Here is a 21,696-nt window from a genome sequence, read left to right as displayed (position 1 = left end):
CCTCACCGGTGCTCGAGCACGTTGACGACGTTTCCGGCCGGATCACGGAAGAAGAATCGGCGAACGCCCCACTCCTCGTCGCACAACGCGTGGACGATCTCGAGCCCGGCGGCCTCGGCGGCCGCGTGTGCGGCGTCGACGTCCTCGACCTGGAGGGAGGCGACCGGATTGCACGACGCGGTCGCATCTTCGGTCATCAGACTGAACTGGGCGACGTCACCGGAGCCGAGCGTGACGATCCAGCCATGGTCCATCAGCACCTCGAGGCCGAGGGTCTGCCGGTAGGCGGTGGTGGCGGCCGCGATATCGTCGACGGTCAGAATGGGTACTGCGCGTGACAGCTTCATTCGGCCACCGTAATCGGTGACGGTGGCCGTTACGGCCGGCTCACGCGCCACAGAGGGTTGACGGGACCGTGCCCGGCACCCAGCGGGTACGCCGCAGCGAGACCCTTCGATACCCAACTCTTGGCGAAGGCAACCGCGTCGGGTACCGAATACCCGTGTGCGAGTGCGGCTGTGATGGCCGCGGCGAGGGTGTCGCCGGCGCCGTGGTCGTGGGGGGTGTCGATGCGCACGTGGTCGAACTCGTGGAACTCGGTGCCGTCGTAGAGCAGATCGGTGCTGCGGTCGGAACTCCGCAGATGTCCGCCCTTCACCAATGCCCACTGCGCACCCAGGCCGTGCAGAACCCGGGCCGCATCGCGTTGGGTGGCATCGTCGACGACGTCGATTCCGGTGATGAGCCGCACCTCGTCGAGGTTGGGCGTCACCACGGTGGCCAGCGGAATCAGCGTGTCACGCAACGTGTCCAAGGCCTCGGTGGCGAGAAGCGGGTCGCCGTGCATCGAAGCGCATACCGGGTCGACGACGAGCGGTACGTCGGAGCCGCGGCCCAGACCGGACTCTCGGCACTGCGCCGCTACCGCGTCGATGATCGGGGCCGACGCCAGCATGCCGGTCTTGGCCGCACCAATGCCGATGTCGTCGATCACGCAACGCATCTGGGCGGCCACCACGTCAGGAGTGATCTCCTGGAAACCGCTGACACCCAGCGAGTTCTGCACCGTGACCGCGGTGACCGCAACACAGGCATGAAGACCGAGTAGTGCAAAGGTGCGCAAGTCGGCCTGGATGCCCGCGCCGCCACCGGAGTCCGACCCGGCGATGGTCATCACCCGGATCGGGGTGGAACCCGTTGCGGCGGTGGGTAACAGCGGGACGTCCGTCATGTGGTGGTGGCCTCCAGGGGTAGATAGACGCGGTTGCCGGCCTCGACGAACTCCGCCGACTTGGCCGCCATCTCCTGCGCGATCTTGCGGTCGATGTCCTCGGCGGTGACGAGATTGTTCTCCTCGGCATAGGCGCGCACGTCGGCGGAGATGCGCATCGAGCAGAACTTGGGGCCGCACATGGAACAGAAGTGGGCGGTCTTGGCCGGTTCGGCGGGCAGTGTCTCGTCGTGGTACTCGCGGGCGGTGTCCGGGTCGAGGGCCAGGTTGAACTGGTCGGTCCAGCGGAACTCGAAGCGCGCCTTGGACAGTGCGTCGTCGCGGGACTGTGCACCCGGCAGTCCCTTGGCGAGGTCGGCAGAGTGCGCGGCGATCTTGTAGGTGATCACACCGACCTTCACGTCGTCGCGGTTGGGCAGCCCGAGGTGTTCTTTCGGCGTGACGTAGCAGAGCATGGCGGTGCCCGCCTGGGCGATCATCGCGGCGCCGATCGCCGAGGTGATGTGGTCGTAGGCTGGTGCGATGTCGGTCGCGAGCGGGCCGAGGGTGTAGAACGGCGCCTCCTCGCAGAGCTCTTCCTCGAGCCGCACGTTCTCGGCGATCTTGTGCATCGGGACGTGGCCCGGACCTTCGATCATCACCTGCACGCCATGGGATTTCGCGATCTTCGTGAGCTCGCCGAGCGTTCGGAGTTCGGCGAACTGCGCCTCGTCGTTGGCATCGGCGATCGAACCCGGACGCAGGCCGTCGCCGAGCGAGAAGGTGATGTCGTAGCGCGCGAAGATCTTGCACAGCTCGTCAAAGTGCGTGTACAGGAACGACTCCTGATGATGGGCAAGGCACCACGCGGCCATGATCGACCCGCCTCGGGAGACGATGCCGGTGACCCGTCGGGCCGTCAGCGGGACGTATCGGAGCAGCACCCCGGCATGCACCGTCATGTAGTCGACGCCCTGCTCGGCCTGCTCGATCACCGTGTCGCGGTAGATCTCCCACGTCAGTTTGGTGGGATCGCCGTTCACCTTCTCCAAAGCCTGATAGATCGGCACCGTGCCCACCGGGACGGGCGAGTTGCGCAGGATCCATTCGCGCGTCATGTGGATGTCCTTGCCGGTGGACAGATCCATGATGGTGTCGGCCCCCCAGCGCGTGGCCCACACCATTTTCTCCACTTCCTCGGCGATGGAACTGGTGACCGCGGAGTTGCCGATGTTGGCGTTGACCTTCACCGCGAACGCCTTGCCGATGATCATCGGTTCCGATTCCGGGTGCCGATGATTCACCGGGATCACCGCACGGCCAATCGCGACCTCGCTGCGGACCAACTCGGCGTCGACGCCCTCGCGAGCGGCGATATAGCGCATCTCGTCGGTGATGATCCCCGCGCGTGCCCACGCGAGCTGGGTGGCGGCGCCGTCGATGGGGTCGGGTCGCTGCCACGCGTCGCGGATGGGCGGCAGGCCGGCTTGGACGTCGATGTGCGCCGTCGAATCGGTGTACGGCCCGGAGGTGTCGTAGACGTCGAGGTGTTCGCCGTTCGTCAGGTGGATGCGCCGATGCGGAACACGCAGATGGTCGAGTGTGCGGTAGTGCTTGGTGCTGCCCTCGATCGGGCCGGTGGTCAGCAGGTCGGCGTCGACGGTGATGTCGGTGCGCGAACCGGATGTGGGTATACGAGTGCCCATGAGATGTCTCCCTACGCCGGCATTACCCGGACAGGTTCAGGCGGTCGGCGACCGCCCGTCGCCATCTCAGCCCTCGGTGTCGTGAGAGCCCCCGCGATGTTGAGTTGTGGCTGTGAGTCAACCCCAGCGATGCGAACGCATCGCCCGACACTCTACGCCCTATCCGACCGGACAGGATTGTTTGCTGTGCCCCCGTAGCCATGGCATGGCTACGGTCCCGTAAGGTACTGTGTGACCCGAATCACAGTAGTGACGTGAGGCGCCTGGCTGGGGAATCAGGCGCACGCGCCGTGGTCCACGCGTAGTCGTCTGAGCATTTCCGGGAGGGAATCCGTTGAACAGGAAACATCGGCAACCGCCGCCGCAGTCCGCGCAGGCGATTCTCCAGCAGATCTCACAGGTCGTGCACAATCCCGAACGGGATCGATTCGAGTTGTGGGTGGCCGGCGACCTTGTCGGCGTGCTCGGCTATTCGACCGAGACGACCGACGGTCAGACGACGGTCACGGTGCTGCACACCGTCCTCTACGACGAGTATTCCGGTCATGGTCTCGGGACCCGGCTGACGCGGTGCGTCATCGGATACGTCCGCGACCAGAACGCGCGGTTGCGGCCGGTGTGTTCGTTCACCAAGCACTACGTCGACGCCCATCCGGGGATCGTCGCGCTTGCGCCGGCCTGATCCGACGAGTGCAGCAGTCGGTCTCCTGACCAGGGCAAATCCGTCAGCGTCGTACCCGAAAAATCTAGGGGAAGAACTTCTTCCCCGGGGTTCATGGTCGTCCGCGAGAATTCTCTGGGGGAGGACTCCAAGGGTAGGGGAAGAAGATTCCTCCCCTACTTTTGTGGCGGCGGATCGGGGTCGACGGTGGCCACCGAAGTCGAATGCAAGTTAGGGTAGGCTAATTTCGAAACTGCTGTCGACGGGAGGCTGATGATGACAGAGGTGTCCACCAAGGGGCGTGGCTGGCAAGGTGCCGTGCTCAAACTGCTGCGTGCCGACGACTTCGCGTTCACCGTGACCAGCACGGAAACCGTCACCGATCACTACGTGCGCCTCGGATTCACCGGTGGCGGATTGCTGACGGAGGTCAAGCAACACCCGACGATGTGGGTGCGAATGTGGTTCGAGGACAACGGCAAGTTGCATCAGCGTGGCTACACGCTGGTCGACCCCGATCCGGCGTCGGACACTTTTCACATCGAGTTCGCCATCCACGACGGCGCGTCGGCACGCTGGGCGCAGCAGGCACAACCCGGCGACACGATCAATGCGACGGTGATGGGGTCGAAGTTCGAGATGCCCGACCCGCCCGCGAAGGGATTCCTGATCGCGGGCGACACGGCGTCGATGGCCGCGATCAACTCGATTCTCGACGCGATCTCGGCGTCGTCGGCGCCGGAAACGCCGGCCACCATCTGGTTTGAATACCAGCATGAGTCCGACAAAGATTTGCCGCTGCGATCGCGCGCTCAGGACACCGTGCACTGGATCGCCCGCGAGCGTTCTGGGGCAGCCCTGGTCGAGACGGTGAAGGCGGCCGCCTTTGACGCGAGTGGCCATTTCGGTTGGGTCGCACTCGATTCGGCGAGTACACGGGCTGTGACTGCAGCCTTCAAGAACGATTTCAACTTGGGTAAGAAGGCCGTCAAGGGTATGGCCTACTGGATCGAGGGGAAGTCCTTCGGCTGAGCCGGAAGGGATCTGCGCTCGCAGCTGCAACACACAAGGGCGGGACCGCAATTGCGGCCCCGCCCTTGAGTGTTGAAGTTCAGCTCTGCTTCGCCGTCGCGGCCAGGGCCGGGTTCAGGCGGTCGAGGACCCACGGGATCGACAGGACGCTCGGCGTGTTGAGCGCGTTGATCTCGTCGGAGGTGAGCGCCGGCGCGGCGCCGGCCTTCACTCCAGCGAGGTTCGAATAGCCTGGCAGACTGCGGAACTGCTGGTCGAGCTGTGGTGTCGCACCGGTTGCCAGCACCAGGTTCGCGTCGAGGACGGGTACGTTCTCGAGCCCGATGGTGAACCGAGGTGCGTTGCCCTGGCGAGCGCGCTCGGCCGCCACCGTCGGCGAAACCTTCAGTCCGATGCTGGTAAAGATCTGTCCCGCACCGTCATTGGGGTCGCCGAGAACCGAGATCTGTGTCGGCGTGTACATGAACGAAAGCGAGTACGTCTTGTCGGCCAGCCCCGGGTTGGCCGTCTTGACCGACGAGTACTTCTCGTTGACTCCGTTGATGAGCTCGGTGGCCTTCTCCGGTTCCCGCAGCGCGGTGCCGAGCACGGTCACGAGCTTGTCCCACGGGTCCACCGACGAGGCACTGACCGCGCCGATGGTCGGCGCCAACGCCGCCAACTGGTCGCGCAGCGCGGCCGGGGCGTACGACGGGACCAGGATCAGATCGGGGTTGAGCTTGGCGATCTGGGTGATCTGCGCGCTCGGGTCGGTCGGCGAGGTGATCGCCGTCGACGAGTTCAGCTTGTCGCCGGTCCAGGGCGCCTTCTGCGCCGGACCGGTCTGCCCGGTCAGATAGCCGACCGGCGTCACGCCGAAGGCGAGTACGGTGTCGATCCATTGCGTGCCGACGGCCACGATCCGTTGCGGCACAGCGGGAATCACCACCGGCTTCTGACCCGGCAGGTCGGCGATGGTGACCGGCGAGACGCTGGCCGGCGTGTCGTTCTCCTCCGGCGCACTGCATCCCGCGAACAGTCCGGCAGCCAGCAACGCGGCCAACAGGGCCGCGATCGGTGTGAGCGTCCGGGTGCGTGATCTGGGACGATTTCTACTTGTGGGCATGCACTTTCCTCAATCCCCGACGTTGTGGACAGATCTCGATGCAGCAAGACTCACTGCGCGGGTGTTGCCTCCGCTATGACCGCGTCGAACGCTTCGATGAAGCGTGCCGCGTAACCCGGCAGCGCCGCGGGATCGGCGACAATACCGAAGGTGGTTGTGCCACCAAGGATCAGGCACGTCACCGAGAACGAATAACCGACCAACGGCGACAGCGGTGTCAGGGCGGCGATCTTGCGCCCCAAAGCCGACCGGACCCGGGTGAATCCGGGGTTGATGCCGATGTGGATGTCGGGACTCATGCGGTCCATCGACGCGGCGACGATCTCCCGCATCTCCGCCCATGGCGGAGCCGGTTCCTGATCGTTGGCGACCAGCGCCAACTCCATACGCGACGATTCGACGATCGCGAGTTCGGCACGCGCCCGATCGATGTGACGATTCAGGTCGGACTCCGAACCGAGCAGGTTGAGCAGCGAGATCGCGACCGCGTTGCCGGTGTGCCGGAAGGACTGGTCGAGCGTGACCGGGAGTGTGACCCGGATGCTCTCGGATTGCGGCCCTTCGCCATTCGGCGCCGCGACGCTCAGGGTTTTGGCGATCGCGCCGAGGAGGAACTCGTGCACCGACGCATCGTGCGCCTTGGCGGCCCGACGCAGCGTGCGGGTCGACGCGCGATACAGCGCGATCTCCCGCTTCCCGGATTCTGTCAGTGCAGGCCAGTCGCGGCCGGCCTCGCCGTCCATCCACTGCTTCTCGAAGGCGACGCGGGAGGAGTGCAAGAGGTCCGGATCGATCGGCCCCGTGCGGAAGCGCGGGCTCGTGGCGAAACGCTCGAACTCGGAGAAGTCCCCGTCCTTGACATCGGCCAGCAGTCCGGCAAAGGCCGCACCGGCGATCCCGTCGGAGAGACTGTGGTGGACCTTCAGCAGGATCACCTGATCCCCGGTCTCCGACGAGGTCAGAAGCGTGACGCTCCAGAACGGATCCGGCCGTGGCAGAGGCTGTTCGAGCAGAGCCGCGATCCGTCGGTACAGATCGCCGCGGTCGGTGAACCGATCCTCGGTGACGTGCCGATCGACATCGACGTCGTCGTGCAGGACGATCTCCGGCTCGAGCTCGCGACCCTCGCGCACACCGATCCGGAACAGATCGAACAGCGAGACACGCTCGCGCACGCGGGCTCGCACTGCGTCGAGCGTCAACGCCGGGTCGCCGGGCTCGAATTCGAGCGCCATCGCCCAGTGTCCGTGGCGACTATCGGTGTCGGTGTGCAGGTAGGTGAAGTCGGTCGGACCGAAGTCGGTCACGGCCGGGGCGGTGGAGACAACGGCGCCGGGAGCGGAGCGAGCGGGACGAACTGTTGCCGAACTCATTGTGACGCACCGCTCATCGTCGTGCTGCCCATCTTGGCGCGGATCGCGTTCTCGAGATCGCCGACCGTTTTGCATTCGTAGATCTCACGCTCGGTCAATGCGACGTCGAGACGTTCTTCGATGGCCACGACACCAATGGCGAACGCCACCGAGTCCAGGCCGAGATCGTCGATGAGCAGGGACGACTCGGTGACATCACCGAGCGAGAGGTCGAGGTCTTCTTCGAGGATGCTCTGCAGCGCCTCGTGAATCGAATCGGACATGTGTAACTCCTTTGCTACTGCCGTGCGGCAGCCTGAACAACACTGACATTCGCACTCTGTGTCAACAGATCTCGCAGTGACAGGTGCGACTTCTTCGGAAGGTCGGCGACGAGTGCGGAGGCGACCTGAGCGGCGCGTCGTGCGACGTCCTCGCCGAGGACGTCGGTGCGGTACTCGATTTCGAGGTGCACATCGTCGTTCTCGCCGGTCTCGAAGGCCAAAGACAGGGGATAGTGCACGATGTCCTTGAAGATCGTCTCGCAGCTCACTTCGGCGCCGTCTGGGGTGGGGACACCGCGCAGCGGGGCGTTCTTGGCCAGGGCCATCACCTCGGCGACCGGGAAGCGGCCGCCACTGTTGCGCAGCGCGGTGAGGATCGTGCCGTAGTCGACAGACGAGTACTCCATCGCGGAGTACACGGTCGAGACCGCGGCGCGTACCGCCTCGTCGGCGCGGGTGGTCGGGTCGAAGGTGAAGCGCATCGGCACCACGTTGCCGCTGTACCCGACGCGATCGATCGTCTCCTCCGGCCGCCGGTTATCGGCTGGGACAAGAAGATTGAAGTCCGACGCATCGGTCAGCGCGAAGACGGTCAGTGCGCACACCACGATGAGCATCGCGTTCGATGTCGCGCCCGTCTCCCGCGCGAACCGCTCGAGTGCCGCAACGTCGTCGCTGTCGATCGGCTGGCTGATCAACCGGCCCGGACCCTCGCCGAGCACCGAGAACCAGCTGTCCTCGGGACTCGTCTGCGGCAGCGCGCCGGAGATCGGGTAACGGATACCCTCGGCGGCCCAGGTTGCGCGTGCATGGTCGACGGCAGCGCCGACCAGGGACTCCGGTCGCGCCGACGGATCGCCGGCGGGCGCCGGCGGGAGTCCGGCTTCGGGATCGTCGGACACGAGAATGCCGATAACCGGCGGGAGGATGGTCTCGTCGCCGGCGAGGTGGTGCAGAACGAGAATCATCGACAACCCGTTGTCGTGCTTGTAGATCCGTGCGCGGCCGGGTGCCTCGCGACGCAGGTCGAACGGCTGTTTGGCGAGCTCGGCGGCAGCGGCGAGAACGGCGTCTCGTGTCTGCGGACGTTGCGTCTGACTCGAGGTCGCGTCGGTGGTGCCCCACTCCCAGATCTCGCCGGGAACAACCCAGCGCCCTTCCCAGGTGGTCGCCTTGCGGCGCGGGGCGCCGTCGTCGCCGACCTCGATGACCGAACCGAGCACCGACGAGGTGTCGACGAGGCGTTGCATCGAGGCGACGACCGTGTCGATCGAGTATGTGGGACCGAACTCGAGAAGCACCGCGAAGTTGTGGGCGTCCGAACCGGGTTCGAGTTCGTAGATCTTCCACATACGCCGTTCGGCGGTGGCGAGAGTGCCGTCCGTCGGGAGCGGTGTGGCTTCCGGTGTCGTGGTGCCGAGAGCTGCTTCGTCGGCGGCGATTCCGGCGTCGGCAAGCCTCTTTCGCATGAGTTCACGCTGCGCGTCGCTCAGGATGTTCACGATTCTCCTTGGGATAGAACTACGTTGGTCTCGGGGAGGGCGGGACGCACTACCTCCCGGGTTGTTGCCTCCTCGCGGAGCGCTGACCAATCACTGACGACGCTGATCAGCTCGCCACGGGCCCACAGCGGCCCCTGATCGGAGAAGTGCGGTGATTGCGCGTCCCCGGCGGCTCCGGACGGGACGATCCACTGGTCGGCGTCGCGGTCTGCGACATCCCATATGTAGCGGGCCACAGGTCCCTGACGGCACACGTGTGCGAATCCGACCGCGCTGGCGTTGGCGAACACGCACTCGGCGTCGCCACCGAGGGGCAGTGGCTCCGGTCGTACCCGTGGGGACAGTTCGGGGTGGTTGGCGGTCACGCCGGCAAAGTCCAAGAGGTGGAACGGGATGAGGACGTGAACCTCGCCCCACGTCGGAATTCTCTCTGCTGCAGCAGTATCGGCGGCCACCGATTCCAGTACCTCGGAAGCGAGTGTGTGAATGTCCACACCGACGGCGTCGGAGAGCTCGACCACCGACGAGAAGCCCGCACCGATGCGTGTCGCGGCGAAGAACCATGGGTCCAGCCAGCGCGGGAAGGGATGCGGCGCTGCGAGACCGGCGAGAGCGGGGGTGGCGGCGATCGCCGAAACCAGCCGGGTGCGGATCTCGGCGAACAGGTATGCCTCCACACTGTCGGCGTGCATCGCGCTGTCCCAGCCGAGGATTCGGCGTCGAAGATCCTCGGCGGCCGCAGTCAGGCCGGTCAGCGGCGTGAGCAGGTCTAGGACGACGCCAGCCGATCGGTTGTCGACATCGCCCTGGATGCGTCGGCAATCCTCTGCCGACACAACAGGTGAGTCCGCCAACAGAGAGCCGATCCGGTCGGCCCGTGCCGGCGAGGCGCATTCTGTGGTGAGGGCTTGCAGAGGCGGTGTGCTGTCGATGCGTTGGTTGGCGATGACGGACACGTCGGTCACCTCGCCCGTGAAGTCCTCTCCCGCAACCGAGGACAGGGTGACCGAGGCCGGTGCGTATCCGGTCCATCGGTACCGCTCGTCCCAACCGGGAACCGGAAGCCAGTAGTTCTCCGGAGCGCGCTGCGGAACCATCCCCACGGCGTGGTTGGTCAGTCGTCCACTCGTGTCCGCGATGACGATGCGATTCGCGGGCTCCACCCAACTGGTCAGTGCCTCTTCGACGTCGGCGACGGTCTGGGCGAACAGCAGGTCGACCACTGCGTCGAAGGTGGCCTCGGCGTCACTCATCATCGGCGTGCGCAGGCTGATGGCCCATTGCGTGTCGGCGCCACCGAAAAGAACCGAGCCGTTGCGGGTTTCGATGACCTCGACGTCCACCGGGTCACCATCGCGGACCGAGATCTGTTCCGTGCGGCTCGACACCGGCTCGGTGCCTTCCGATGTCCGTGCCACGACGTGTGCGCCGTCGCGGCCGAGTTGCTCGACAAAGACGTCCTGATAGTCGGCCATCGCGTTGGTGATTCCCCAAGCAGCACTGCGGGTGTGCGCGAAATGTGGGACACCGGGAACCCCGGCGAATGCGAATCCGACGACGTCGAACTCGGGACAGCTGAGGTGGCATTGCTGGTAGATCCCGGGGATCTCGACGAACCGGTGGGGATCACCGGCAATGAGCGGAGAACCGTCGGCGGTGCGACTGCCGGCGACTCCCCACGCGTTGCTGCCGATGATGGCGTCGTCGAGGGGGAAGACGTCACCCCCGACCGCCTCCGCGGGTCGATCGGACACCAGGTCGAGCATGTCGGCGATGAAGTCGTCGGACGGATGCTCGGGTACGTGCAGATCCGACTTGTCCAAACCCTCGCTGTCGAAGAAGTCCAGCGCGACCGAGCCGAGCGCCCGGCAGGCGTGGAGGCGGAAGAGTTTGGTGGTGAACCGTCCGAACATGATGTGCTGCACGATGAACACCGAGATCGGCGACCACGGATGCCATGGTGTGGGTCGATGCCCCAACTCGGTGAGCTCGATCGACGTCGTGTCCTCGTGCAGCAAGCCGGCGCTGACGCCTTCGGCGTAAGCGCGCAGGAGGTCTTGCGTGCGCGGGGACGACGCCTCGTAGATCCGTCGGGCTACGCGGTCGACCTGGGCGCGGCGGACGAACTCGTCCCAGCCGAGGGCGTCGGGACCCAAGACCTCGGCTGTGCGTCCCTCGCCGCGCAGACGCAGGAACTCGACCTGCCAAGCGCGGTCGACGCCGGTGACGTAGCCCTGACCGTACAGCGCGCCGTATGCGCTGGTCGCCTTGATGTGTGGGATGCCGTGGGCATCGCGGATGACCTCGATCTCGCCGGTCACGATCGGTTCGGTCACACCTGCACACCACCGGACGTCACGAGGTCGGCGGGCAGGAGATCGGATAGGGGGCGATCGGCGGTCGCGTCGGAGAGCACCTGCTCGATGTTGTCGTGGATTCGCTCCACCGTGCTGGGCTCGAAAAGGTCGATCTGGTAGGAGATCTGGACCTCGGTGCGGTCGGCATGCATGAACGTCTCCACCGCGAGCGGCAGCAGCGCGCGACCTTTGTGGGCAAGCTCCCACGTCGACGACACTCCCGGGAGTTGCGGACCTTGCAACTCCTGGTCGATGAAGAGCACCAGGGTGTCGAACGGCTGCGCCTGCGGATCGCCGGTGATCCGGCGGGCAACCTCCACCAGATGTTCGAACGGGAAGGTGCGGTGACCGAAGGCCGAGTCCGTGACGGCGCGGACGTCGGCGACCAGATCCGCGAAAGCGGCACCGTCGGTGCCGATTCGCAGCGCGATCGAGTTGCTGAAATTGCCGATCAGCGCCTCCATGCCGACTTCCTCGCGGTTGGCGACGGTGGTTCCGATCAAGATGTCACGCTGTCCGGTGATCCGGCGCAATGCCAGGTAGTACACGGCCAGGAACACCGAGAAGGGTGGCACTCGTAGTTCCGAACTCAGCGATCGCAGAACGGATTCCGCGTGATCGCTCAGCTGCCGGTCCATGCGGGCGCTGCGCTCGGACACACTCTCGGGACGACGGTCGTAGGGGAGCACAGTGGTGCTGATGTCGCGGAACTGGTCTTCCCAGAACGCGGTGTCGCTGGCGTGGTCGTCGGCTGCAAACCGGTCCTGTTCCCATTCGGCGAAGTCGGCCACCTGTGGGGACAGTGGTGGGATTTCAAGTGCCCCATCGGGGTTGGCGATCGCTTGGGCGTAGAACCGCTCGACGTCGCGAGCCATCGCGGGCAAGGTCATCCCATCCCAGATGATGTGCTGCATCGCGATCACCACCGCCAACCGAGGTTGCCCGTCGGCGTCGGCGGTCAGCCGAACAAAGGTCAGCCGGATCGACGACTCGCCGGCCAGGTCAAAGGGTTCCGTCGCGGCCTCGGCGATGAGTTCGCTCAGCCGTTCCGTGGACGCCGGTGCGTCGTCGAGATCGAGCGTCTGCACCCGGATCGGGAGATCGGTGTGGATCAGCTGATAGTACGAGCCGTCGTCATCGGTGTGATACGTGGTCCGCAGGATCTCGTGACGTTCGACGACGCCGAGCAGCGCCCGACGCAGAGCCGTCTCGTCGACCACACCGGTGAAGGTGAACGCGAGACAGATGTTGTTGGCGGTGCTGTCGGGAACGCGCTGCTGGTGGGCCCAGACGATGCGCTGACTGAAGGACTGCGCGGCCCGGTCGTGATTGCGCCGGGTCGGCACCCCGCCGTCGACACTGATGCCGACGGCGGTGAGCCGGGAGCGCATGAGCGCCTGGAGTTCTTCCAAAGACGGCATCAGTCGGCAACCCCCGCCAACTCGGCCGAGTCTTCGGGGACCGGAATACCGGTGACTTCCAGCAGGATTCGCGCAACCTGATCGAGCTGACCGGGCACCTGCTCCCGGCCGGCGAGCAATTCGGCGAATCCGCGCACGGTGCGTGCACTGAACACGGCCGTGATGCCGACGCCCTCGACCGCGAGGAGGCCGCGGACGTTCGCCACGAACGAGGTGGCCAGGATCGAGTTGGCTCCGGCGTCGAAGAAGTCGGTGGTGACACCGAGTTCCTGCACCCCGAGGACCTGTTCGGCGATGTAGGCGACCGCAGCTTCCACGGCATTCGCCGGCGCGACGTATCCGTCGGGATTCACGCCGGCGACCTCACGCTCGAGCAGCGCCCGGATGGCCTTGCGGTCGAGCTTGCCGTTGGTGGTCAGCGGGGCCTGATCGAGAACGTGGACGATGGCCGGAACCATGTAGTCCGGCAGCAGATCCCGCAGCCCTGCGGTCACCGCATCCTCGTCTGCGACAGCGCCCGAGGACGGCGCGGTGATGGCGAGGCTCAGGCGGCCGGCGACGACGGCTGCGACTGCCTCGCCGACACCCGGCAGGGTGCGCGCGGCGGCCTCGACCTCGCCGAGTTCCACGCGGTACCCGCGGATCTTCACCTGGTGGTCGGCTCGGCCGAGGAACTGGATGGTGCCGTCCGGCAGGTAGCGGGCGAGATCGCCGGTGCGGTACCAGCGGAGGTCGTCGACCGTCACGAACCGGTCGGCGGTGCGGTCCGGGTCACCCCGGTAGCCGTCCGCGACACTCGTTCCGCCGATCCACAATTCACCGGTGACCCAGTCGGGTGCATCCTCGCCGCGCTCGTTGACGACGCGGCATGCGACGCCACCCATCGGGCGGCCGTAGGGAACCGTGGTCCAGTCGGCGGGGAAGTCGTCGCCGACCTCGTAAACCGTGGAATGGATGGCGGTCTCGGTGGTTCCGCCGAGTCCGGCGAAGCGCAGTCCGGAAACCGCGGACCGGGCCCGACGGGCGAGATCGGCATCCACCCGGTCGCCGCCGGTGATGATCACGCGCAGAGACTGCAACTGCTCGGCGCTCGCGGCGTCCAGCAGCATCCCGATGAGGCCCGGCGCGGCGTTGAGAACCGAGACCTTGTGCGCGGCAATGGCTGCTGCCCACGAATCGGCGTCGCGCGTCTCCTCCGACGCGATGCACACCAGCGCGCCACCGAGGGACAGCGGGCTGAAGATGTCGAACACCGACAGGTCGAACTCCAACGCCGACAGTCCGATCGTGCGATCGTCGGCGGTGAGGCCGAACTCGGCGGCGATGGCGTCGACGGTGTTGGCCGCCGCGCGGTGGCTCACCTCGACACCCTTGGGCTCACCGGTGGAACCCGAGGTGAACAGCACGTAGGCCAGTTCGTCGGGTCCGGCGACGATCGCGGCGTCGGCGCGCGGCCCCGAGGTTGCCTCGTCGAAGCCGAGGACTGCGACCCCTGCGGGCAGATCACCTGCGGCGTCGCAGATCACGGCCGTCACCGCACCGCGGGAAAGGATCTGGTCGCGGCGAGCGGACGGCTGATCGAGCGCGATCGGCAGGTATGTCGCGCCGGCCGCCAGCACACCGAGCACGCCGATCACCTGACGGTGTCCCTTGGGGAGGATCAGTGCGACGGTGTCGCCTGCTCCGACGCCGGCGTCCGTCAGTGAGCGGGCCACCGAGAGTGCCTGACCGGCGACGTCGCCGTAGCTCAGCTCCTGGCCCTGCGCGGTCACCAGCGCGGTGCGCTCGGCAGCGCGGGCAGCGTGATCGAAGAACGCGCCGTGCAGGCTGCGCGGGGTCGAGGTGGCCTCGGTCGACTGCACGCGATCCCGTGTGGTCCGCTGGCCATCGGGGAGTTCGATCGCCAGCAGCTGGTTCCAGTCGGAATCCGGCGCCACCAAATCGTCGAGGATGCGCTGGAATTCGGCGAACATCGACTCCATGACGCCCTCGGGAAGTGCGTCGCGACGGACATCCCAGTTGACCAGCAGGCCACCGTCGAGTTCGACAACCTGTGCGTCGAGATCGACCTGCGGGCCCTGCGACAGAATCCACACGGGCTCGCCGAACAGACGTCGAACACGGTCGGAGAACAACTCGCCGAAGCCGAGGCCTGAGGTGAAGACCAGCGACGGTGTGACCGCGGAGCCGCGAATCCGGCCCAGGTCGCGGAGGACGTCGAGGCCCTCGTAGGTGGCGTGGGCGGCGCAGTTGTGCAATTCCTTCTGCAGGCGACGGGCACGGTCGACCATCGACTCGGTCTCGCTCGCGTCGCTGTCGATCAGCACCGAGTTGGTGAAGTCACCGACCACCTGATCGATGTTGTCGTGCAGCGGCTCCCGATTGAACAGGGGAACGTTGAGCAGGAATCGCTGGTGCGTGGACCACCGCGCGATGACCTCGCCGAACACCGCCGCGAAAGTGACTGCGGGAGTGACACCGTTGTCGTAGGCGACGGAGTAGAGACGGTCCTTCTGGGTCGCGTTCAACTGGTGGTGGTAGCGCACGCTCCGCAGCGGGTCGGCGCGTTGTGCCTCGGGAATGGTAGGCAGGGTAGGGGTTTCGGGCAGAGTCGGAGCCTTGCGCGCCCACCACTCGCGAGCCGCCTCGTACTCCGCGGGCACGATCTGCTCGGGGAACTGCGCCAGATACTCCCGGAAGGTGTATCCGATGGGCGGCAGCGTGGCGTCGGACTCGTAGGCGGTGGCCAGATCGTCCAGGACGCGTCGGTAGCTCATGGCGTCCGCGGCGAGCATGTCCACGTCCAGATGCAGGCGGTGGCGGCCGTCGGGCAGCAGGGTCAGCACGAATTCGACGACGCTGCCTTCGGAGACATCCAGCAACTGGTGACTCATCCGGTGCCGGGTGCTCTCGAGACCGGCCTCGACCTCGCTTGCGTCGGCGTCGCGGAGATCGACGACACTGAACACCGGTCGCGGCGGCTGGGCGAGGATTCGCTGCTGGCCGGCGTCGTCGAAAGCGGCGCGGAGCATGTCGTGCCGCGCGACGACCGCCGCGACGGCGCGTTCGAGGCGCCCGGCGTCGAGGAACTGACCGTCGAACTCGGCGAAGAGGTGGGCAGCCACACCGCCGAGGGCCTGGCCGTCCTGGCGGCCCACCCAGTAGGCGTGCTGCATTGTGGCCAAACCGAACTCTTCTGCATCGGGATCTTCGGCGGCGGGGTCGGCCACCGCGACGTCGGGCGTCCGCTCGGCCGGCTTCGCAGGAGCTTCCGTGGCCGGGGCGGAATCGACGGTGTCGGCGCCCAACAGACGTGCCCATGCCTCGATGGTCGGGTCGAGCGTGAGCGCAGACGCCTGGATCAGGTGGCCCTGGCGACGCCAGGCGTTCGTCAGTTTCATCACCAGCAGCGAATGCAGTCCGTGACGCACCAAGTCGTCGTTGTCGGCAATTGTCTCCGGTGCAACGTCGAGCAAAGCTGCGACGTCGGCACGAATCTGGTCCTTGGAAATCACGTCACTCCTCAAGTCCGAGAGCTGTCAATTGGGTGTTGGAACTCGCCGTGGGCGAGTTCGCGAGAAAGTCGTCGATGGATGTCTTGTCTTCTGGCACAGCGGCTTCTGGTACTACATCTTCTGCGTCGGTTCCGGTGACACCGAAACTGGTGAACGCCGTGTGCTTGGGCAGGCGGTACACTTCGCGGCCGGCGACGGTGTTCAGGATGCGCGCATTGCGCACCGCACCGATGTCCAGGTTGGGTGCCGACACACCATGGGCGTGCTCCTCGGCGTTGGCCACGAAGAGCCGATCGGCCAGTGCCGGGTCCGACGACACCGCATGGTTGTTGGCAATGACCAAGCGGCCCAGCGAATCACGGCGCAAGCGGTCTTGGATGGCCACGAGGAACGGCTGCTCGCGGTACCGGTAGCCGGTGGCCGTGATCACCAGGTCCGCGGTGTGTGCCAGAGCTGTCTCGGTGTCACGATGCCGTGCCCGCACTCGAACCCGGCCGTCGTCGAGCGCGTCCAGCCCTTCGATCTCGACGCCGTTGCGCAGCTGGACGGGTGCGAGACCGTCGAAGAGTTGCCTGCGGTAGAGCAGGTCGTGCAAGCGGTCGAGGGTGTCGGTCGAAATTCCCTTGTGGAACTGCCAGTGACCGCCACGCACGCGATCGCGGGTGCCCTCCGGCAGCGAGTGGAAGTAGTCCATGTACGCCGGGGTGGTCATCTCCAGGGACAGCTTGGTGAAGTCCAGCGGTGCGAACCACGGTGTGCGAGTCCACCATCGGACCGCCGGTCCGCCGCGCAGATTGGCCTCGAGCAGGTCGACGACGATCTCCGCGCCCGACTGGCCCGAACCGATCACGGTCACCGCGCCCGCCTCGAGGGCGGTTGGCTGGTGTTGGAGATAGCTCGAACTGTGCACCACGGCAAGGGAGTTCGACGCGAGGGCCGCCGGCACTGCCGGCTCGGTACCGACGCCGATCACCACGTGCTTGGCGATCAGCTCCGACTGCACACCACCGGAGGTGAGCGTCACGCGGAAGTGCTCTGCGTGGTCATCCCAGTGGACCTCGTCGACGGTGGTGCCGAAGCGGATGGACGAGGAGAGCTTGTCGATGGCCCACAGCAGGTACGCCTCGTACTCGCGTCGGGTGGGAAAGAAGTCCTCCCGCACCAGGAACGGATAGAGCCGGTCGACGTCGGCGAGGTAGGCCAGGAACGACAACGGGTGTGTCGGGTCCACCAGCGAGACGAGGTCGGACAGGAAGCTCACCTGCAGGGTGGCGTCGTCGAACATCATTCCCGGATGCCAGCGGAACTCGGGAACCGAGTCCACTGCGAGGACATCGATGTCGTCGACGGTGGACGCCATTGCGGCCAGGCTCAGGTTGAACGGGCCGCAACCGATCGCCAGGACGTCCACTGTTTGTTGGTCACTCATGAACTTTCACCATGTTCTCGCTGTTGTGCTTTGAGCCCTCGGCCAGCTCGGACTCCACTTCCAATGCCATGCGCAGGAGTTCGTCGAAGAGATCGTCGATGTCGGACTCGCGTGCGGTGGGGTTGAGCAGAGTGAGCTTGAGGCAGGTCTGCGGTTCCTCGCTGCCGCCGATCTGTACGCGGGTGCGTCCGATGAGTGCCTTGCCACTGCTGATCAGGCGGCGACGGAGCTCGGCGTTGACCTTGTCGAGCTGCTCGCAGCGGTAGCGGAACACGACGGTCGTCAGGGTGGCGGGTGCGACCAGTTCGAGCTGGAGCTCGGTGACGATGCGCTGTTCGGCATGGCGGGCGAGTTGGTGGCAGGTGTCGAGCATCCGGCCCAATTCCGTTCGGCCATAGGCCAGGAACGTGGCGGTGACCTTGAGGACATCCGGTCGCCGGGTGGTCTGCAGGGTCTGGCCCAGCATCCCACCGAAACCCGCCTCGACATCGTCGGTGGGGTTGAGGTAGGCCACATTTCGGTTCAGCGAGGCGAACTCGCCCTCGTCGGCGAGCAGCAGGATGCTGGCCGCCGCCGGCTGCCAGCCGATCTTGTGCAGGTCGAGGGTGATCGAGTCGGCACGGTCGATGCCGCGGACGAGTCGAGCGAGATTGTCGGAGAACAGCGACCCGAACCCGTAGGCCGCGTCGACATGCAGCCACACCTGGTGGCGTTCGGCGATGTCGGCGATCTGCGGAAGCGGATCGACGGTGCCGAAATCGGTGGTACCGGCGGTGGCCACGATCGCGATGGGGGTGCCGGCGTTCTCGAGCAGTGCGCGTTCGAGGGCGGCCGGGATCATCCGGTGGTGTTCGTCGACCTCGACGGGGATCACCGCGGATTCACCGAGACCCAGGGTGGCGCAGGCCCGATTGATGGAGAAATGCGCCACCCGTGAGCAGAACACGAGCGGACGCGTGAGGGTGGCGACGCCGTGTTGCCGGGTGTCGATGCCGACCTGTGCGGCGGTGTGGTCGCGCGCGATGAGCATCGCGAGCAGGTTCGAATACGAGCCGCCGGGACCGAAGACCCCGCCCGCGGTGTCGGGGAAACCGGCGAGGCGCGCCAGGGCAGCGATCGTCCACTGCTCGATCGCCAGCGTCGCAGGCCCCGAGTCGTAGGTGTCCAACGAGGCGTTCGACGCGCTGGCGAGCGCATCGGCGACCACCGACACCGTGAGTGGCGGTGGCTGCAGATGAGCCGCGGTCAGTTCGTGGGTGAGATCGAGCCCGTAGCGGGCGATCAGTTCGGCCACGTGCTGCAGGGCACGTGACTCGCCGACGCCGTTCTCGGGAATCTGTTCCGGACCAAGAGAATTCGAAACCGAGGCCAGCGTCTCTTCTGGTGCTCCGGGAGGGAGTGGCGCACGATGATGATGGTTTTCGACGGCGTCCGCCAGTTGCGCGAGGCCGCCGCTGACATCGGTCCAACCGCTTCCGGGGCGGGCGAATCGTGCTCCGCCCCATGAGGTGTTGTGGTCATGTGGCAAGGTGATCCCCCAGATGAGATGTAGAAGAGACTATTTCGGAGCGCGCGGGTAGCGCGATGGGGTTGAGCAGCTTGTGGTCGGTGGCGACCAGCGACGCGTAGGAGTGCCCCACGTTCACCATGCGTCGGTTGTTCGCCAGCTGCAGCCCGTTCATGTGAACCGCGCCGAAGGTCGGCGCGAACAGATCCCACTTCGCGAAGCGATCGGCGAGATCCGGTTGCTGCGAGATGAATTCGCGGATGCTGTCCCCGACCAACTCCCAGAAATCCCGGTCGGACACCAGCCCCGCCGAATGCACGATGGCAGCCAGGGGACGTAGGAAGTCGTCGAACACGTCTGAGAGAATGCCCAGGTTACGAATCTCGTCGGGTTCCTCGGTGAGGGCCCGCCGGCACGATTCGGGTAGGTCGTCGGGCTCGGCGAAGATGCTGACCTCCTCGCCGATGTCCTTGAGGATGGCGCGCACCGGAACGCCGGAGTCGATCACCAGGATCAGGTTCTCGCCATGCGGAGAGAACTTCAGCTCGTGGCGGTAGAGCAGGTAGGTGATCGGATGCAGGTAGGTCCGCAGGTATCGACGTACCCACTCGTCGGCGCTCAGTCCGGACCGTTCGACGAGCGCGGCGACAAAGGGATCGCCGTGGTGATCGACGTGAAGCAACGCAGCCATGCTCATGAGCTGCTCGTCCCCGGTCGTCAGCGGGACCGGACTCTCCCGCCACAGCGCCGAGAAGAACTTTCGGTACTCCGAACCCGGCTGCGTGATCGCGTTGAATGTCGGGTTGCGGTAGCCGATGGCGGCCACCTCGTAGAGCAGCTGGAAGCCGAGGGACGCGAGGTACTCGTCGTCCTGAACCTGCTTGCGGACCCACTCGTTGATCAGCGGGGTGGTGCGCATGTAGTCGGCCGACATTCCTCGCGTGAATCCCATATTGACAATGGAGAGCGAGAGTTTGATGTAGTGCCGGGTGGGATTGGAGATGTTGAACAAGCTGCGAATCGACTGCTGAGGTTGGTAGAGATCCGGTCCTTCACCGAGTCGCACCAGCTTGCGGTCGGCGATGTCGGGACCGTAGAGCTTGCTGATCTTCTCGATCCACTGCCACGGGTGGACCGGCAGGTAGCAGTAGTCGTCGGGGTCGAGTCCGAGGTCGGCAAGGGTGTCGCTGAAGCGTTCGAGGGTCCGGTCGCCGAGTTCCTCGCGCATGAGCGTCATGTACTCGAGCCCACTCATCGACGCGAAGTCGCAGTGATCGCGCCAGACGGCCACCCACGTCAGTCGGAATGGGCGAGCAGACTCGGGGGCATAGCGCTCGACGTCGTCGGAGCTGAACCCGAGCCGGCCGGCATTCGCGACGATGCACGGGTGTCCCTCGGTGAGGGTGCGCTCGACGGTCTGGAAATCCGCCACCGCCAGCGCAGCCGCGGCGACGCGTCGGGAGTCGGAACGGTGCGCGCTGATGGCGACCGTATTGATGAGTTCTTCGATGTACTCGGGCAGCGACTCGGTCGGAATGCCCAGTGTCTCATGGACATCCACAATCAATTCGACAGCGCGAAGGGGAAGTTCGACACCGTCGCGAACCCGTCGAATCGACGCCTCGTCGATCGCCCAGTTGTCGAGGGCCAGCACCTCGGCGGCAAAGGTGTAGAGCGTCTGCCGGTCGTCGGACGTCACGACGAAGCGACCGGCGGAGTCCTCGACGGGCGACAGGGCCTGCTCGTGGCAGAACTCCGCCAGTATCTTCTTCGCGATGCGACGGTCGTAGACGTCGCGCAACCCCCGAGTGGCGAGCGCGGGTGAACTGGTCAACGTGCAACCTCTTGTTCGCCGGCCGCGGCCGATCCGATCGTCCGGCCGTTGTCGGTGACTGTGATGAAATCCTCACGCGTGCAATAACTCAGGCGGGCGATCTTGTCGGCAACCGGGTAGTCGCCGTCGACGCGGAAGCCGACCGCGGCGTTGAGGTTCTGCACCGCGGTGTTGCGGACATCGGGTTCGACGACGACCCGGGCGGCACCGACCTCGAAGAAGGCCGTGCGCATGATGAAGAGCATCACATTTCCGGTGAAACCGGACAGCTGCCGGTCGGAGTGGGCGACGAGCAGGTGCATCCCGATGTCACCTTCGGTGTGCACATATCCGGTGCCCGGCGCCGCGAGGTCGCTGGTGAGTGGGTCGTAGAGCTCGAACATGAATTCGGGGGCATCGTCGCAATACCCGATCCGGAGTCCGTAATCGCTGTCGCCGGCCTCGGCAATGTTGTCGGCGAGGAAGTCGCGAACCTGAGTCTCCGTGCTGTCCAACATGTCCCAATACTTCGCCTTCGGATGCACGAGCCATTGGTGCACGGTGGCGCCATCTCGTTGCGGATCGATCCGCAACGAGTCGAGGCGGTAAGTTGACGTCAAGGGTGAGGTCATTGCGGTACCCACTTCATTCGCGATTCGTGCTTACGTCTTGAGTTCGATGGCGCAGGTCGACGCGCTGGCCGGGCAAGTTCGGATTTTGTTGTCCTGGCTTGACCATGGAGAGGACCCTCTCGCGGATCGACGCAGATTAGGTTAGGCTACACACACTAACCCATCGCGGT

At 65.7% G+C, this 21,696-nt stretch carries 15 protein-coding genes, 1 pseudogene and 1 riboswitch; of the genes and pseudogenes, 2 read left to right on the top strand and 14 right to left on the bottom strand.

The features are described from left to right. Positions 1–2 precede the first annotated feature (2 nt). From ABZW74_RS01225 to thiC, 3 genes are all read right to left on the bottom strand, one after another. Positions 3–347, bottom strand: coding sequence for a VOC family protein (locus ABZW74_RS01225; RefSeq protein WP_355273095.1), 345 nt, complete (start codon positions 345–347; stop codon positions 3–5). A 29-nt stretch (positions 348–376) separates the two neighbouring features. Then, positions 377–1,231, bottom strand: a complete 855-nt coding sequence (gene thiD, locus ABZW74_RS01220) for a bifunctional hydroxymethylpyrimidine kinase/phosphomethylpyrimidine kinase (RefSeq protein ID WP_355273092.1) — start codon at positions 1,229–1,231, stop codon at positions 377–379. Beyond that, a complete protein-coding gene (gene thiC, locus ABZW74_RS01215) occupies positions 1,228–2,916 on the bottom strand; it encodes a phosphomethylpyrimidine synthase ThiC (protein WP_355273090.1) in 1,689 nt (562 codons plus the stop codon). The genes thiD and thiC overlap by 4 nt, the downstream gene beginning before the upstream one ends. Further along, a riboswitch (TPP riboswitch) is annotated at positions 2,908–3,021 on the bottom strand. It overlaps the preceding gene by 9 nt. 229 nt (positions 3,022–3,250) lie before the next feature. Here thiC and ABZW74_RS01210 point away from each other — a divergent pair. Continuing rightward, complete coding sequence (locus ABZW74_RS01210) at positions 3,251–3,598, top strand: GNAT family N-acetyltransferase (RefSeq protein ID WP_355273088.1); 348 nt, start codon at positions 3,251–3,253, stop codon at positions 3,596–3,598. 255 nt (positions 3,599–3,853) lie between these two features. Then, on the top strand, positions 3,854–4,609 hold the full coding sequence (locus tag ABZW74_RS01205) for a siderophore-interacting protein (RefSeq protein ID WP_355273236.1): 756 nt from the start codon (positions 3,854–3,856) through the stop codon (positions 4,607–4,609). A 79-nt stretch (positions 4,610–4,688) separates the two neighbouring features. Here ABZW74_RS01205 and ABZW74_RS01200 read toward each other — a convergent pair whose 3' ends face one another. From ABZW74_RS01200 to ABZW74_RS01150, 11 genes and pseudogenes are all read right to left on the bottom strand, one after another. Then, positions 4,689–5,714: an ABC transporter substrate-binding protein gene (locus ABZW74_RS01200; RefSeq protein WP_355273086.1), complete on the bottom strand. Its 1,026-nt coding sequence runs from the start codon at positions 5,712–5,714 to the stop codon at positions 4,689–4,691. A gap of 50 nt (positions 5,715–5,764) precedes the next feature. Next, positions 5,765–7,087: a wax ester/triacylglycerol synthase domain-containing protein gene (locus ABZW74_RS01195; RefSeq protein ID WP_355273084.1), complete on the bottom strand. Its 1,323-nt coding sequence runs from the start codon at positions 7,085–7,087 to the stop codon at positions 5,765–5,767. Next, a pseudogene (locus tag ABZW74_RS01190) lies at positions 7,084–7,353 on the bottom strand (acyl carrier protein); the annotation flags it as partial. The pseudogene ABZW74_RS01190 and the gene ABZW74_RS01195, both read right to left, overlap by 4 nt. A gap of 11 nt (positions 7,354–7,364) precedes the next feature. After that, the gene (locus ABZW74_RS01185; RefSeq protein ID WP_355273082.1) at positions 7,365–8,852 is read right to left on the bottom strand and encodes a condensation domain-containing protein; all 1,488 of its coding nucleotides are present in this window, start codon (positions 8,850–8,852) and stop codon (positions 7,365–7,367) included. Further along, positions 8,849–11,188, bottom strand: coding sequence for a penicillin acylase family protein (locus ABZW74_RS01180; protein ID WP_355273080.1), 2,340 nt, complete (start codon positions 11,186–11,188; stop codon positions 8,849–8,851). Before ABZW74_RS01180 ends, ABZW74_RS01185 begins: the two co-directional genes overlap by 4 nt. Further along, complete coding sequence (locus ABZW74_RS01175; protein ID WP_355273078.1) at positions 11,185–12,630, bottom strand: condensation domain-containing protein; 1,446 nt, start codon at positions 12,628–12,630, stop codon at positions 11,185–11,187. Before ABZW74_RS01175 ends, ABZW74_RS01180 begins: the two co-directional genes overlap by 4 nt. After that, positions 12,630–16,145, bottom strand: coding sequence for an amino acid adenylation domain-containing protein (locus ABZW74_RS01170; RefSeq protein WP_240856105.1), 3,516 nt, complete (start codon positions 16,143–16,145; stop codon positions 12,630–12,632). The genes ABZW74_RS01175 and ABZW74_RS01170 overlap by 1 nt, the downstream gene beginning before the upstream one ends. A 1-nt stretch (position 16,146) precedes the next feature. Next, positions 16,147–17,574 (bottom strand): SidA/IucD/PvdA family monooxygenase, encoded by a 1,428-nt coding sequence (locus ABZW74_RS01165; protein ID WP_355273074.1) that lies wholly within the window; start codon positions 17,572–17,574, stop codon positions 16,147–16,149. Further along, on the bottom strand, positions 17,567–19,102 hold the full coding sequence (locus tag ABZW74_RS01160; RefSeq protein WP_240856101.1) for a pyridoxal-dependent decarboxylase: 1,536 nt from the start codon (positions 19,100–19,102) through the stop codon (positions 17,567–17,569). The genes ABZW74_RS01165 and ABZW74_RS01160 overlap by 8 nt, the downstream gene beginning before the upstream one ends. Then, entirely contained in the window at positions 19,092–20,915 is a 1,824-nt protein-coding gene (locus ABZW74_RS01155) for an IucA/IucC family siderophore biosynthesis protein (protein WP_240856098.1), read from the bottom strand. Before ABZW74_RS01155 ends, ABZW74_RS01160 begins: the two co-directional genes overlap by 11 nt. Further along, positions 20,912–21,526: a GNAT family N-acetyltransferase gene (locus ABZW74_RS01150; protein ID WP_308221008.1), complete on the bottom strand. Its 615-nt coding sequence runs from the start codon at positions 21,524–21,526 to the stop codon at positions 20,912–20,914. The genes ABZW74_RS01155 and ABZW74_RS01150 overlap by 4 nt, the downstream gene beginning before the upstream one ends. Positions 21,527–21,696: the final 170 nt, after the last annotated feature.

Source organism: Gordonia sp. NPDC003585, assembly GCF_040610755.1.
Lineage (GTDB): Bacteria > Actinomycetota > Actinomycetes > Mycobacteriales > Mycobacteriaceae > Gordonia.
Note: the sequence above shows the minus strand (reverse complement) of the source record. Positions and strands in the feature narration are given on the sequence as shown.